This window comes from Magnetospirillum sp. ME-1 (genome assembly GCF_002105535.1).
In the GTDB taxonomy this organism is placed as follows: Bacteria; Pseudomonadota; Alphaproteobacteria; order Rhodospirillales; family Magnetospirillaceae; genus Phaeospirillum.
Genome location: NZ_CP015848.1, coordinates 1,399,902 through 1,412,929 on the forward strand (window position 1 = coordinate 1,399,902; position 13,028 = coordinate 1,412,929).

Consider the following 13,028-nt stretch of genomic DNA (forward strand, 5'->3'; position numbering starts at 1 on the left):
TTTCAAATTCCTCCAACCGGGGCGGGACGCCGAATGGATAACAAGCCGGGTGCGGTTCACGACGTCAAGGCCCAGGTCAGCGACGAGGCGCTGGTCGCGAGACGGCGCGGCCAGATCATCGCCGCGGCGGTGGAGCTGTTCTCGCACCAGGGCTTCTACCGCACCACCATTCAGGACGTGGCCAAGAAGGCGGGCGTCTCGGCCGGGCTGATCTATCAGTATGTCAGCGACAAGGAGGACGTGCTGCTGCTCGCCCTGCTGTCGGTGCTGGAATCCTACAAGCACGAGATCCCGGCGGCGCTGGAAGGACTGTCGGACCCGCTCGAGCGCTTCCAGGCGGCCATCCGCGCCTATTGCCGGGTGGTGGACCAGCGGCGCGAGGCCACCGTGCTGGCCTACCGCTCCACCAAGTCGCTGCCCGACGACCGCCGGCAATTGATCAAGGATTGCGAGATCGAGACCAACGGCATGATCGCCGCCTGCCTCGCCGATTGCATCCGGTGCGGGCTGATGCGCGACGTCAACGTGGAACTGGTGACCTACAAGCTGGTCACCTTCGCCCATTCCTGGGCCTTGAAGCACTGGCGGCTCAAGGAACAGTGCGGGTTGGAGGAATACGTGGCCGAGGGTCTGGACTTCTTCGCCCACGCCCTGCTGACGCCAAAGGGCTGGAAAGCCTGGGAGAAGCTTGTCGGCCCCACGACTGGTTGACGCCTTCGGCTCATCGGGTACTATATCTGGCTCAAAATCCAGGGGAGTCCCATGACCCAGCCCGCCGTGACCGGCGAAATCCGCGAGACGCCGCTTGCCGAGGCATTGGGCGAGCGCTATCTCGCCTACGCCATGTCCACCATCGTGTCGCGCTCGCTGCCCGATGTGCGCGACGGGCTGAAGCCGGTGCATCGCCGTCTGCTGTTCGCCATGCGCCAGCTGAAGCTGGACCCCGGCGGCGGCTTCAAGAAGTGCGCCCGCGTGGTCGGCGACGTCATCGGTAAGTACCATCCCCATGGCGACGTGGCCGTCTATGACACCCTGGTGCGTCTGGCCCAGGATTTCGCCGTGCGCTATCCCCTGGTGGAAGGCCAGGGCAATTTCGGCAATATCGACGGCGATAACGCGGCGGCCATGCGGTACACCGAGGCCAAGCTGACCGAGGTGGCCGCCGCCCTGATGGAAGGGCTCGACGAGGATTGCGTCGATTACCGCCCCACCTATGACGGCACCGAGGAAGAGCCGGTGGTCATGCCGGCGGCCTTTCCCAACCTGCTGGCCAACGGCGCGGCGGGCATCGCGGTGGGCATGGCGACCAGTATTCCGCCCCACAATGTGGGCGAGATCTGCGACGCGCTGGACCATCTGATCGCCAGGCCGGAATGCGACGTGGACGAGCTGATCGCCCATATGCCCGGCCCGGATTTCCCCACCGGCGGCGTGCTGGTGGAAACCAGCGCCGCCATCACCGAGGCCTACCGCACCGGCAAGGGCGGTTTCCGGGTACGGGCCAAATGGGCGGTGGAAAAGCTGTCCCACGGCCTCTACCAGATCGTCATCACCGAGATCCCCTATCAGGTGCAGAAGTCGAAGCTGATCGAGAAGATCGCCGAGCTTCTGTCCGAGAAGAAGCTGCCGCTGCTGGCCGACATCAGGGACGAATCCGCCGAGGACATCCGGCTGGTGCTGGAGCCCAGGAACCGCACGGTCGAGGCCGAGCTGGTGATGGAGCAGCTGTTCCGCCAGACCGACCTGGAATCGCGCTTCTCCCTCAACATGAACGTGCTGGACGCGCAGGCGGTGCCGCGCGTCATGAATCTCAAGGAGGTGCTGCGCGCCTTCCTCGACCACCGCATGGTGGTGCTGGAACGCCGCGCCCGGCATCGGCTGGAAAAGATCGCCAAGCGCCTGGAGGTGCTGGAAGGCTTCCTCAAGGTCTATGCCGATCTGGACAAGGTCATCAAGATCATCCGCTTCGCCGACGAGCCCAAGGCCGAGCTGATCAAGACCTTCAAGCTGTCCGAGGTGCAGGCCGAGGCCATCCTCAACATGCGCCTGCGGAGCTTGAACAAGCTGCAGGAACTGGAGATCAAGACCGAGCACGCCGAATTGTCGGCGGAAAAGGCCGATCTCGAGGCCCTTCTGGCCGACGAGTCGCGCCGCTGGGCCGCCATCGCCGCCCAGAACGCCGAGACCCGCAAGGCCTTCGGCGCCACCACCAAGCTGGGCAAGCGCCGGACCGAGCTGGGCGACGCCCCTTCCGCCGTGGTGGTGCCCATCGAGGCCTATGTGGAGCGCGAGGCCATCACCATGGTCCTGTCCGAGAAGGGCTGGATCAGGGCGCTGAAAGGCCATTCCGACAACCCGGAAGCGCTGAAGTTCAAGGAAGGCGACCAGCTGGGATTCCTGCTCAAGGCCTGGACCACCGACAAGATCCTGGTCTTCGCCACCGATGGTCGCTTCTACACCATCGGCGGCGACAAACTGCCGTCGGGACGCGGCCATGGCGAGCCCCTGCGCCTGATGATCGATCTGGCCGGCGACGTGGACATCGCCGCCGTGCTGGTCCACAAGCCCGGGCGCAAGCTGCTGGTGGCCACCAATTCCGATCGCGGCTTCGTGGTCGAGGAGAACGAGGTCCTGGCCCAGACCCGGGCCGGCAAGATGGTCCTCAACTGCGCCGATGGCGAGAAGGCCAAATTCTGCCTGCCCATGGAGGGTGACGCCGTCGCCGTCATCGGCGAGAACCGCAAGCTGCTGGTGTTCATGGCCGAGGAAATTCCGGTGATGAGCCGGGGCAGGGGCGTCATCTTGCAGAAGTACCGCGACGGCGGCATCTCCGACATCAAGGTCTTCACCCTGGCCGAGGGCTTGAGCTGGCCGCTGGGCGAACGTACCCGCACGGAAGCGGACCTCACCCCCTGGCTGGGCAAGCGCGCCTCGGTCGGCCGCCTGCCGCCCACCGGATTCCCCCGGAACAATAAATTCTCCTGATCCGATGGCATGTCATCCCGAGGCGTAGCCGAGGGATCTCCGCCTGGAACGATGGAGCCGATTCGGAAAAGCCGTGCCAGGATGAGATCCCTCACATTCGTTCGGGATGACAGTGACCGCATTACGGTTTTCCGTAATGGCCGTCGCGTTGCGTCCCCCTTGCATTGGTGTAGGATAATTTCCACCTGATCCGGATCAACCGGTAAAAAGTTTTCTGGGAGGAGACTTTAATGCAGCGACGTAAATTTCTGACCGGCGCCGCCGTAGGCGCTGCCGCCGCTTCGACCACCATTGCGGCTCCGGCCATCGCGCAGAGCATGCCCGAGGTCAAGTGGCGCCTGGCGTCCAGCTTCCCCAAGAGCCTGGACACCATCTACGGCGCCGGTGAAGTGCTGGCCAAACGGGTGGCCGAGGCCACCGACGGCAAGTTCCAGATCCGCGTCTTCGCCGGCGGCGAGATCGTCCCCGGCCTGCAGGTGCTGGACGCCGTGCAGAACGGCACCGTCGAATGCGGCCATACCGTCAGCTACTATTACGTCGGCAAGGACGCCACCTTCGGCTTCGACGCCTCCATGCCGTTCGGCGCCAATACCCGCCAGCAGAATTCCTGGCTGTATCATGGCGGCGGCATGGCGCTGATGCGCGAGTTCTTCGCCAAGTACAACATGCTGAACTTCCCCTGCGGCAATACCGGCACCCAGATGGGCGGCTGGTTCCGCAAGGAGATCAAGACCGTCGAGGACCTGAAGGGCCTCAAGTTCCGCATCGGCGGCTATGCCGGCAAGGTGCTGACCAAGCTGGGCGTGGTGCCGCAGCAGATCGCCGGCGGCGATCTCTACCCCGCCCTGGAGAAGGGCACCATCGACGCCGCCGAATGGGTTGGCCCCTATGACGACGAGAAGCTGGGCTTCAACAAGGTGGCGCCGTACTACTACTATCCCGGCTGGTGGGAAGGCGGGCCCTGCGTCTCGGCCCTGGTCAACAAGACCGAGTGGGAAAAGCTGCCCAAGCACTACAAGGCCGTGTTCGAGGCGGCGGCGGCCGAGGCCAACATGGACATGAGCGCCAAGTACGACGTGCTCAACCCGCCGGCCCTGAAGCGCCTGATCGCCAACGGCACCCAGCTGCGGCCCTTCTCCAAGGACATCATGCTGGCCTGCTACAAGGCGGCCCAGGAAACCTACGCCGAGGAATGCGCGACCAATCCGAACTTCAAGAAGGTCTTCGACCATTGGAGCGCCTATCTGGCCGAGCAGCGTTCCTGGTTCAGCGTCGCCGAGGCCGGCTTCGACAACTTCATGCTCTACGGCGTTCCCAAGAAGTAATCTCGGGCACGCCCGCAAAAGGAAAGCCCCGCACCTTTCGGTGCGGGGCTTTTTCGTTGCTCCCGGGTCGGGGTTACTTGCTGTCGGGACCGCCATACATGCCGCCGCCGAATTCGCCCTGCGGTACCTCGATCTGGATTTTCGAGGTATCGACGGCGCTGGCCTTGTCGATGCCGCCGGTGACCAGGTCGGGGAAGGCGATGACGAGGCCGACCATGATGATCTGGATGACCACGAACGGAACGGCGCCCCAGTAGATCTGGCCGGTGGTGATCTTGGGCGTCAGCTTGCCGGTGATCTTGTCCACGTAATCGGTCTTGGGCGCCACGGAGCGCAGGTAGAACAGCGCGAAGCCGAAGGGCGGGTGCATGAACGAGGTCTGCATGTTGACGCCCAGCAGCACGCCGAACCAGATCAGGTCGATGCCCAGCTTTTCGGCCACCGGCCCCAGCAGGGGGACCAGGATGAAGGCCAGCTCGAAGAAATCGAGGAAGAAGGCCAGCACGAACATCAAGACGTTGACGAAGATCAGGAACCCCAGCTTGCCGCCCGGCAGGCCGGTCAGCAGGTGCTCGACCCACAGATCGCCGTTGACGCCGCGGAACACCAGGCCGAACACGGTGGAGCCCACCAGGATGAACACCACGAAGCACGACAGCTTGGCGGTGGTGTCCATGGCCTGGCGCATCAGGCTCCAGTCCAGCTTGCGCTTCATCAGGGCCAGGATCATGGCGCCCGCCGCCCCCATGGCGCCGCCCTCGGTGGGAGTGGCGACGCCGATGAAGATGGTGCCCAGGACCAGGAAGATCAGGATCAGCGGCGGCACCAGGCAGGTCACGGTGCGCACCAGCAGGGCCATGCCGCGCAGGGAGCGCGCCTCAGGCGGCAGGGCAGGGGCGAAGTCCGGCTTGATCATGGTGACCAGGAAGATGAAGCCGGCGTAAAGGCCGGTCAGCACGAAGCCGGGGAGGAAGGCGCCCTGGTACATGTCGCCCACCGAACGGCCCAACTGGTCGGCCATGATGATGAGGACCAGGGACGGCGGGATGATCTGGGCCAATGTGCCGGATGCGGCGATGACGCCCGACGCGATGCGGCGGTCATAGCCGTAGCGCAGCATGATGGGCAGCGAGATCAGGCCCATGGAAATCACCGAGGCGGCCACCACGCCGGTGGTCGCCGCCAGCAGGGCGCCGACGAAGACCACCGCATAGGCCAGACCGCCGCGGATGGGGCCGAACAGCTGGCCGATGGTGTCCAGCAGGTCTTCCGCCATGCCTGATCGTTCGAGGATCAGGCCCATGAAGGTGAAGAACGGAATGGCCAGCAGGGTGTCGTTGCGCATGATGCCGAAGATGCGCTCGGGCAACGCCTGGAACAGGCTGGCGTTCAAGAGGCCCAGCTCGATCCCCACCAGGCCGAAGACGATGCCGTTGGCCGCCAGCGCGAAGGCCACCGGATAGCCGACCAGCAGGAAGAACACCAGCGCCGCGAACATCAGCGGCGCCATGTTGGCGATCAGGAATTGGGTCATACCGCTTCTCCGTCCGCCGAGGTGTGGTGGTGGTGTCCATGGTCGCCGGGATCGGCGAGATCACCGGTGAGGATGGCGACCTTCTTGATCAGCTCGGACACGCCTTGCAGCATCAGGAGTGAGAAACCCAACGGAATCATAATCTTGACCGGCCAGCGGATCAGGCCGCCGGCGTCCGACGACATCTCCATCGTGGTGAAGGACTGCATGAACATGGGCCAGGACAGGGTCAGGATCAGCAGGGCCATGGGGAACAGGAAGACCAGGGTCCCGGCGACGTCGATCCAGATCTGGGTCCGGCGCGACAGGCGGCCGCAGACCACGTCGATGCGGATATGCTCGTTCTTCAGCAGGGTATAGCCCGAGCACAGCAGGAACACCGTGGCGAACAGGTACCACTGGACCTCGAGCCAGGCGTTGGAACTGTTGGAGAAGATGTAGCGGTAGGTGGCGTTGCCCGAACTGACGATCACCATGACGAGGATCAGCCAGTATACGCTCCGCCCGACCCGCTCATTGATCGCGTCAATGAACGAGCTGAGTGCCAGAAGTGGTTTCAACGCGGAATCCTCCCGATATCCCTGTCGATTCTTTCGGAGCCCGGCTTATGTCGCCGATTCCCCCTGAAATGATGGCATGGCCTCGGACAAGGGCCAATTGTGGACTTCCGAACTCAGTCATCCACATCCAGCCGCTTCCATCCGTCGGGACCGAAGGCTTCCAGCGGCTGGTAGCGGGTCTTGTACGACATCTTGCGGCTTTCGGCGATCCAGTAGCCGAGATAGACATAGGGCAGTCCGAGGCGGCGCGCTTCCTCCACCAGCCACAGCACCATGTAGGTGCCCAGGCTGCGGGCCGACAGATCGGGATCGAAGAAGGAATACACCGCCGACAGGCCGTCGCTCATGCGGTCGGCCAGGCAGGCGGCCGCCAGGTTGCCGTCGGCGTCGCGGAACTCGACGATGAAGGTGTCGATGGGGCTGTCCTCGACCATGGAGCGGTAGTCGTAAAAGCCCATCAGGGCCATGTCGCCGCCCGAATGCCGGGATTCCTGGTAGCGGGCGAACAGGCGGAACTGGTCGGCGGTGGCCCGGGCCGGCACGATGCGCGCCACCAGGCCGCCATTGGCGCGCACGACCTTGCGCATGGTGCGGTCGGGGTGAAAGCCCTCGGCCACGATGCGCACCGGGACGCAGGCGCTGCAACCGGGGCAGGCCGGGGTATAGGCGATGGAATGGCTGCGGCGGAAGCCGGCGCGCGACAGCGCCTCGTGCAAGGTGTCGGCGTCGCTGCCGTTCAGTTCGGTGACGATCTTGCGCTCGAGGCGGCCGGACACGTACGGACAGGGCAGGGGCGCCGTCGTGAAGAAAAAGTGTGGCCGCTTGAGGGGGAAATGATCCATGGAAATCCGCTACCCGTCACTGTCCGGCCGAGCCGTCCGGCATATCACATATAGGGGGCGGCAATCGCCGCCGCCAGACCCCCGATTCAGCCACCCCATTGCGCCGGATCGTTGACCACCACGGTACCGGCCAGCATGTCGTGCACGGTGCGCCGCCGGGGATTGAACAGCGCCACCAGCAGAATCAGCGAGCCGGTCAGCGCCACCGAACCGTAGAAGCATGCCGTCTGGATGGCGGCCTGCAGCAGGCTGGGGCGGCCATGGTCGTCGAAGGCGTTGGCGCCCACCGACATCACCCGGATATTGGCCGCCCGCATGCCCAGCGTCGCGGCCCGCTTTCCGCCGATGGTCAGGGTATGGTAGGCGATGGGGGTCAGCGCCAGGACCAGCATCATCACCGGCCACAGCAGGCCCAGCGTCAGCGCGCCCAGGATGATGGCGGCCATCCACATCATGCCGACCAGCAGGCCGACCACCACCAGATCGATGCAATAGGCATAGATGCGCCGGAGGGTGATGCCCATGTAGTAGCGCGGCTGGCCCCAGGGGTCGTTCCATTCCGGAGCGTGGTCGATGATGCGGGAAAACGGGGTGGGCGGGTTCGCCATGGCGGCGCCCTAGCGCCGGGCCGGCGATGCGGCGCCCTTCATGGGAACCGACAGGGACTGGGAATCCACCGGTCCCAGATCGTTCTCGCGCAGCAGGATGATGCTGATCCGGCGGTTGCGCAGGCCCTTGGGGTCGTTCTTGTCCAGCGGTTCCTGGTCGGCCCGTCCGACGATGCGGTCGATGCGCCCTTCCGGCACGCCCGAGGCGATCAGCGCCCGGCGGCTGGCCAGGGCGCGATCGGCCGACAATTCCCAATTGGTATAGCCCGAGGGGTCGCGGAAGGGGACGGAATCGGTGTGGCCGGAAATGGCGATGCGGTTGTCCGGCAACTGGCGCACCACGCGCGACACCAGATCGAGCATGGCCCTGGTGTGGCCGTAGGGTGCGCTGGAGCCCGACGGGAACATGGCCAGTCCCTCCTGATCGGTGATCTGGATGCGCAGGCCTTCCGGCGTGTTGTCCACCAGCATGGAGCCCTGGAACTGCTTCATTTCCGGAATGCCCTTCATGGCGCCTTCCAGAATTTCCTTGGCCTTGTCGAATTTCTGCTGCTCGCGTTGGGCCTGGGCCTCCTTGAACTCCTGCTCGGACATGCCGGCGCGGTCCTTGCCCTGGCCCGGTCCCTGGCCTTCGCCCTGGCCGGCGCCCTGGCCCGGTCCCTGATTGCTCTCGCCGGGATTCTCGGGTTCGAATTCCTTGGAGCCGGTCAGGTCCTCGCCGCCGGGGCCGACGGAGGCGGGGGGCAGGTGCTGCACCAGGGTGGGCGACGATGTGTTGGAGACCTGGGCGCCTTCGCCGATCACCTTGCCGCCCAGCAGGCCGCCGGCCCCCGACGCGCTCTTGGACGCCATGGTGGGGGCGAAATAGTTGGACACGCCGGTCAACTGCTCCTCGGTGACGGCGTTCAACAGCCACAGCAGCAGGAAGAAGGCCATCATGGCGGTCACGAAGTCGGCATAGGCCACCTTCCAGGCGCCGCCATGGGCACCGCCGGCCACCTTCTTGACCCGTTTGATGATGATCTGCTGACCGCCCTCCGCCATGTCCAGCTGCTCCTACGGATCAGTCGGGCGGCAGGTTGGTGACGGTCTCTTCCAGTTCCTGGAAGGTCGGGCGCAGTTCGTCGGGCAGGATCTTGCGGGCGAACTCGATGGACACCTGGGGGGCGTAGCCCTGCATGTGCCCCAGCAGCCCGGCCTTGATGGCCATGAAATAATAATGGTCGGAATCGAAGCACATCTGCATGTTGCGGGCGATGGGCGCGATGAAGGCGTAGGAGATCAGCACGCCCGAGAAGGTGCCCACCAGCGCCGCGCCGATCAGATGGCCCAGCACTTCCGGCGGCTCGGTGATGGAGCCCATGGTGTGAATGACGCCCAGCACCGCCGCCACGATGCCGAGCGCCGGCATGGCGTCGCCCATCAGGTTCACCGCGTGGGCGATCTCGTGATAGTGCTTGTGGTGGGCTTCCAACTCGCCGTCGATGATGGATTCCAGCTCGTGGGCATTGCTGGTGCCGAGAGTCAGCAGCCGCAGATAGTCACAGAAGAAGGTTCGGGTGTGGTGGTCCGAACTGAACTTGGGGAACTTGCCGAACAGCGGGCTTTCATCGGGCTTTTCCACGTGGCTTTCCAGCGCCAGATCGCCCTTGGTCTTGGCCAGCTTGAACACCGCGTACAGCACCGACAGCAATTCGATGTAATCGTCCTTGCCGTGATGGGCGCCCTTGAACACCAGGCCGATATTCTTGCCGATGCCGATGATGGTGGATTTGGGGTTGCCGAGCAGCAGCGAGCCCACGGCCGCGCCGATGATGATCAACCATTCGAAAGGCTGGAACAGAACGCTGAGATGGCCGCCGGGTGCGGCATATCCGCCGATGACGCTGACGAATGTCACGACGATGCCGATGATTGCGAACATTCACTTCCCCTGGACGCCATCCCGAGGGGGGATGGGCAGATCATCTCCTTACCACGGAGAATGCTATAATTCCTCCTCCATGTCTTGAGTCAACTGCCTTCTCGTGATCAAAAGCGTCTCTTTTTCCGCGAGAAGGGCAATGGCGCATTTGACCTGGACGGTGGAAGGCTTTTAAATTCGAATCCCGCCCCCAGTGATGCCGAGCTGTCCATGTCCCTTGACCCCCGTTCCTTTCGCAAGACTTTGGGCTGCTTCGCCTCCGGCGTCACGGTGGTCACCACGCTGACCCCCGGAGCCAGGGAGCCGGTGGGGGTCACGGTCAGCGCGTTCTCGTCCCTGTCGCTGGATCCGCCGCTGGTGCTGTTCTGTCTGGGGAACTCCACCTCCAGCATGGAGGCGTTCAAGACGTTCGGCCACTTCGCCATCAACATCCTGTCCGAGCGTCAGCGCGACCTGTCCATCCGCTTCGCCAGCCGGTCAGAGGACAAGTGGCAGGGCGTGCCCAGCACCACCTGGAACAGCGGCGTGCCCATCCTGTCGGGGTGTTTGGCCAATCTGGAATGCTCGCTGGTCAACGTCGTCGATGGCGGCGACCACCAGATCTTCATCGGCAAGGTGGAGAAGCTGAAGCACCAGGAAGGGGGCAACCCGCTGGTCTATTTCCGCGGCAGCTACATGGACCCGGCCCCGTCCTCGCTCACCGACGTGGTGTAAGGCTCTAGCGTCCCCGTTCCAGCACCAGCACCGAACGCTTGCTGTCCAGTCCCAGGCGGTAAAGGCGGTTGACGCTCCACGCCGGCAGCATGTCGGCGTAATGGCGCGACAGCGGGTTGCCCGACTGGCCGGTGGCGATGACGAAGCGGCTGTCGGCCAGGTCCGAGAGGTCGAACACCGCCCGCAGGCCGGCGCCGTGGATCTGGGGAAAGCGCGTGCCGCCCGCCTCGACGCGATAGGCGGCGCGCGACACGGTGAAATCGTCGCCATCGGCGGGAACCGACAGATCGGCCATGCCGCCCAGCACGGGAACCTTGCCCAGGAAAGGATGCTCGAAGCGGGCGGGGTGGGCGGCGCCCCAGCGCCACGTCTTCATGTCCTTGCCCCAGGTGGCCTCCAGATCGGCCAGGGCCTGGTCCAGGATTCGCTCGATCAGGTCGTCGCAGCTTTCCGCCTCGGGGGTGGTGATATCGTCGCACCAGTGGCGCCGCCGAGTCAGGATGTCCATCAGCACCTGGGGGCGCACCCGCTCGAAGGCGGCAAACGAGTCCTTCAGCTCATCGGCCAGGATGGCGCGGTTGAGACGGTTGATCCAGGCGGCGAAGATCAGCGGCTCGGCCCGGTCGCGGTCGGCCTTGCCGTCCCATTCGGCGAGACGGTGGGCGATGTCGCGGGAACGCTGGGTTTTGAACTCGATGCCGGTCAGCAATTCCTTGAGCTCGACGGCCTGCAGCGACACGGAATCGGCCTGGATGGCCATCATGTCCTCGATGCCGAGGCCGCGGCGCTCGCCCAGCAGGTCGCGGATGCGCGCCGCGCGGTAGCCCTCCGACCAAGTGGCGGAAATCAGGTAGGGGTACTTGTCGCCCACCACCTTGTTGTTGGCGTTGACCAGCACGCCGGATTTCGGGTTGAAGCTCTGGGGCAGCTTGGCCACCGGCACCCAGCCGGTCCAGTCGCCCTCGTTGGTCCAGCCCCGCGCCGGCACGGTGCCGTTGCCCGACTTGCGGACGGGAATGCGCCCGGCGGTGAAAAAGCCGATATTGCCGGCGGTGTCGGCGTAGGCGATGTTCAGCACCGGCGCCTGCACCTCTTTCACCGCCTTGTTGAAACCGGCCCAGTCGCCGGCCTGATTGAGCAGATGGAGCGCCTGGACGCTGGTGTCGCCGTGGCTGAGCGCGGTGGCGGCCAGGGCGACCACCTCGTCCTTGCCGGCGATTCCCTGGGCCAGCAGGTCGGACACCACCGGGCCGTGGCGGGTCTCGCGCACATTCATCACCACATCCGGCATCCCCTTGACCTTGATGGTCTCGGTGCGGGTGAGGAAGGGGCGGTTGCCGTCGGGGGTGCGGTACTGGGTCTCGCCGGCCAGCTTTTCCACGAACAGATCGACGGTGTCGGCCTGGGTGGCGGTGAAGCTCCAGGCGATGCGGCCGTTATGGCCGATCAGGTGGAAGGGCAGGCCGGGCACCGTGGCGCCGGCCAGCTTCAGCTCGGGGGCCTCGAGCTCGGCCAGGTACCACAGGATGGGGGCGCGGAAGGCCAGATGGGGATCGCCGGCCAGCAGCGGCTTGCCCGAGCGGGTGCGGGCGCCGCTTACCACCCAGACATTGGAAGCCGGGGTGGGGCGCGCCGCTTCGGGGAAGGATTCGAGCAGCGCCTTGCCGCCCTCGGCCGACAGGGTGACGGGCGCGTCGGCGGGATAGGACGGAAACAGCTCGGCCAGGCGCTTGGCGTCCAGGGTGCGGGCCAGCTGGGCGCGCAGGATGTCGTCATGCCAGTTGCCGGTGAGCGTCATGGCCATGATCTTCTGCCAGACCATGGAATCGGCGGGCTTCCAAGGTTCCGGCTTGAAACCGAGGATGGTGAATTCGGGCGGCAGGCGGTAGATGTTGTGGCTCATCCAGGCGTTGATGCCATCGGCATAGGATTGCAGCGCCGAGCGGGTGGGCTCGGACAGCGCTCCCAGCGAGCGTTCGGCGGCCTGATAGAGGCCGAGCGTGCGCATGTAGCGGTCACTGGCCAGTCCGGCCTCTCCCACCACCTCGGCCAGGCGGCCGGCGCCCAGGCGCCGCTGCGCCTCCATCTGCCACATGCGGTCCTGGGCGTGGACCCAGCCCATGGCGAAATAGGCGTCGTGGCGGGTTTCGGCGACGATCTTGGGGATGCCGACGCTGTCGCGGGTGATGGTGGTCTTCAGCTGGATGCCGGTGACGGGGTGGCGCCCGTCGATGCGCGGCAGCGAACCCATCACCACCACGAACAGGGCCGACGCGCCGAGGATCAGGACCAAGGCTATGGCGTTGACCAGCTTGGACCAGCCGGACATGACGTCGCCGATATGCGCATAGTCCTGATCGTCGGATTTATTCCCGGCCATGGGCTCGGTCTTTGCGGCGTGTTCCGGCAAGGCTCTCAGCCCTCATATCCCGTTTCAGGCGCTCGATCCCCTTCCTAACCCGCACGGGGCGGCAAGTCAAAGGCCGCATCACCTTTGGAAGGGCGCGGCGGAGCGTGCTATAGGTGGATGACACGT

At 65.1% G+C, this 13,028-nt stretch carries 11 protein-coding genes; 4 read left to right on the top strand and 7 right to left on the bottom strand.

What is annotated here, in order from left to right; all coding sequences use genetic code 11:
* The first annotated feature begins 33 nt into the window (after positions 1-33).
* From WV31_RS06485 to WV31_RS06495, 3 genes are all read left to right on the top strand, one after another.
* Positions 34-711 (top strand): TetR/AcrR family transcriptional regulator, encoded by a 678-nt coding sequence (locus WV31_RS06485; protein ID WP_085372790.1) that lies wholly within the window; start codon positions 34-36, stop codon positions 709-711.
* A gap of 51 nt (positions 712-762) precedes the next feature.
* Positions 763-2,985: a DNA topoisomerase IV subunit A gene (gene parC / locus WV31_RS06490; RefSeq protein WP_085372791.1), complete on the top strand. Its 2,223-nt coding sequence runs from the start codon at positions 763-765 to the stop codon at positions 2,983-2,985.
* A gap of 230 nt (positions 2,986-3,215) precedes the next feature.
* Positions 3,216-4,310 carry a TRAP transporter substrate-binding protein gene (locus WV31_RS06495; RefSeq protein ID WP_085372792.1) on the top strand — a complete coding sequence of 365 codons (1,095 nt, stop codon included), beginning with the start codon at positions 3,216-3,218 and terminating at the stop codon, positions 4,308-4,310.
* Positions 4,311-4,383: 73 nt separating this feature from the next.
* On the opposite strand, the gene WV31_RS06500 is transcribed toward WV31_RS06495, so the two are convergent.
* The 6 genes from WV31_RS06500 to motA form a co-directional block, all read right to left on the bottom strand.
* Positions 4,384-5,844, bottom strand: a complete 1,461-nt coding sequence (locus tag WV31_RS06500) for a TRAP transporter large permease (protein ID WP_085372793.1) — start codon at positions 5,842-5,844, stop codon at positions 4,384-4,386.
* Positions 5,841-6,404 carry a TRAP transporter small permease subunit gene (locus WV31_RS06505; RefSeq protein ID WP_085372794.1) on the bottom strand — a complete coding sequence of 188 codons (564 nt, stop codon included), beginning with the start codon at positions 6,402-6,404 and terminating at the stop codon, positions 5,841-5,843. The genes WV31_RS06500 and WV31_RS06505 overlap by 4 nt, the downstream gene beginning before the upstream one ends.
* Positions 6,405-6,517: 113 nt before the next feature.
* Positions 6,518-7,246: an arginyltransferase gene (locus WV31_RS06510; RefSeq protein WP_085372795.1), complete on the bottom strand. Its 729-nt coding sequence runs from the start codon at positions 7,244-7,246 to the stop codon at positions 6,518-6,520.
* An 86-nt stretch (positions 7,247-7,332) separates the two neighbouring features.
* Complete coding sequence (locus tag WV31_RS06515) at positions 7,333-7,854, bottom strand: RDD family protein (RefSeq protein ID WP_085372796.1); 522 nt, start codon at positions 7,852-7,854, stop codon at positions 7,333-7,335.
* A gap of 9 nt (positions 7,855-7,863) precedes the next feature.
* The gene (locus tag WV31_RS06520) at positions 7,864-8,898 is read right to left on the bottom strand and encodes a flagellar motor protein MotB (RefSeq protein ID WP_085372797.1); all 1,035 of its coding nucleotides are present in this window, start codon (positions 8,896-8,898) and stop codon (positions 7,864-7,866) included.
* A 19-nt stretch (positions 8,899-8,917) separates the two neighbouring features.
* Entirely contained in the window at positions 8,918-9,778 is an 861-nt protein-coding gene (gene motA, locus WV31_RS06525) for a flagellar motor stator protein MotA (protein ID WP_085372798.1), read from the bottom strand.
* A 210-nt stretch (positions 9,779-9,988) separates the two neighbouring features.
* Between motA and WV31_RS06530 the strand changes: the two genes are divergently transcribed.
* Positions 9,989-10,492, top strand: a complete 504-nt coding sequence (locus WV31_RS06530; RefSeq protein ID WP_085372799.1) for a flavin reductase family protein — start codon at positions 9,989-9,991, stop codon at positions 10,490-10,492.
* Between the two features lie 4 nt (positions 10,493-10,496).
* On the opposite strand, the gene WV31_RS06535 is transcribed toward WV31_RS06530, so the two are convergent.
* Positions 10,497-12,902, bottom strand: a complete 2,406-nt coding sequence (locus WV31_RS06535; protein ID WP_237051521.1) for a penicillin acylase family protein — start codon at positions 12,900-12,902, stop codon at positions 10,497-10,499.
* Positions 12,903-13,028: the final 126 nt, after the last annotated feature.

What these genes read in the sequence shown, in the direction of transcription:
- WV31_RS06515 (WP_085372796.1), bottom strand. Translation starts at nt 7,854, where the DNA reads ATGGCGAACCCGCCCACCCCGTTTTCCCGCATCATCGACCACGCTCCG.
- WV31_RS06495 (WP_085372792.1), top strand. Translation starts at nt 3,216, where the DNA reads ATGCAGCGACGTAAATTTCTGACCGGCGCCGCCGTAGGCGCTGCCGCC.
- WV31_RS06485 (WP_085372790.1), top strand. Translation starts at nt 34, where the DNA reads ATGGATAACAAGCCGGGTGCGGTTCACGACGTCAAGGCCCAGGTCAGC.
- WV31_RS06500 (WP_085372793.1), bottom strand. Translation starts at nt 5,844, where the DNA reads ATGACCCAATTCCTGATCGCCAACATGGCGCCGCTGATGTTCGCGGCG.
- motA (WP_085372798.1), bottom strand. Translation starts at nt 9,778, where the DNA reads ATGTTCGCAATCATCGGCATCGTCGTGACATTCGTCAGCGTCATCGGC.
- parC (WP_085372791.1), top strand. Translation starts at nt 763, where the DNA reads ATGACCCAGCCCGCCGTGACCGGCGAAATCCGCGAGACGCCGCTTGCC.
- WV31_RS06520 (WP_085372797.1), bottom strand. Translation starts at nt 8,898, where the DNA reads ATGGCGGAGGGCGGTCAGCAGATCATCATCAAACGGGTCAAGAAGGTG.
- WV31_RS06530 (WP_085372799.1), top strand. Translation starts at nt 9,989, where the DNA reads ATGTCCCTTGACCCCCGTTCCTTTCGCAAGACTTTGGGCTGCTTCGCC.
- WV31_RS06510 (WP_085372795.1), bottom strand. Translation starts at nt 7,246, where the DNA reads ATGGATCATTTCCCCCTCAAGCGGCCACACTTTTTCTTCACGACGGCG.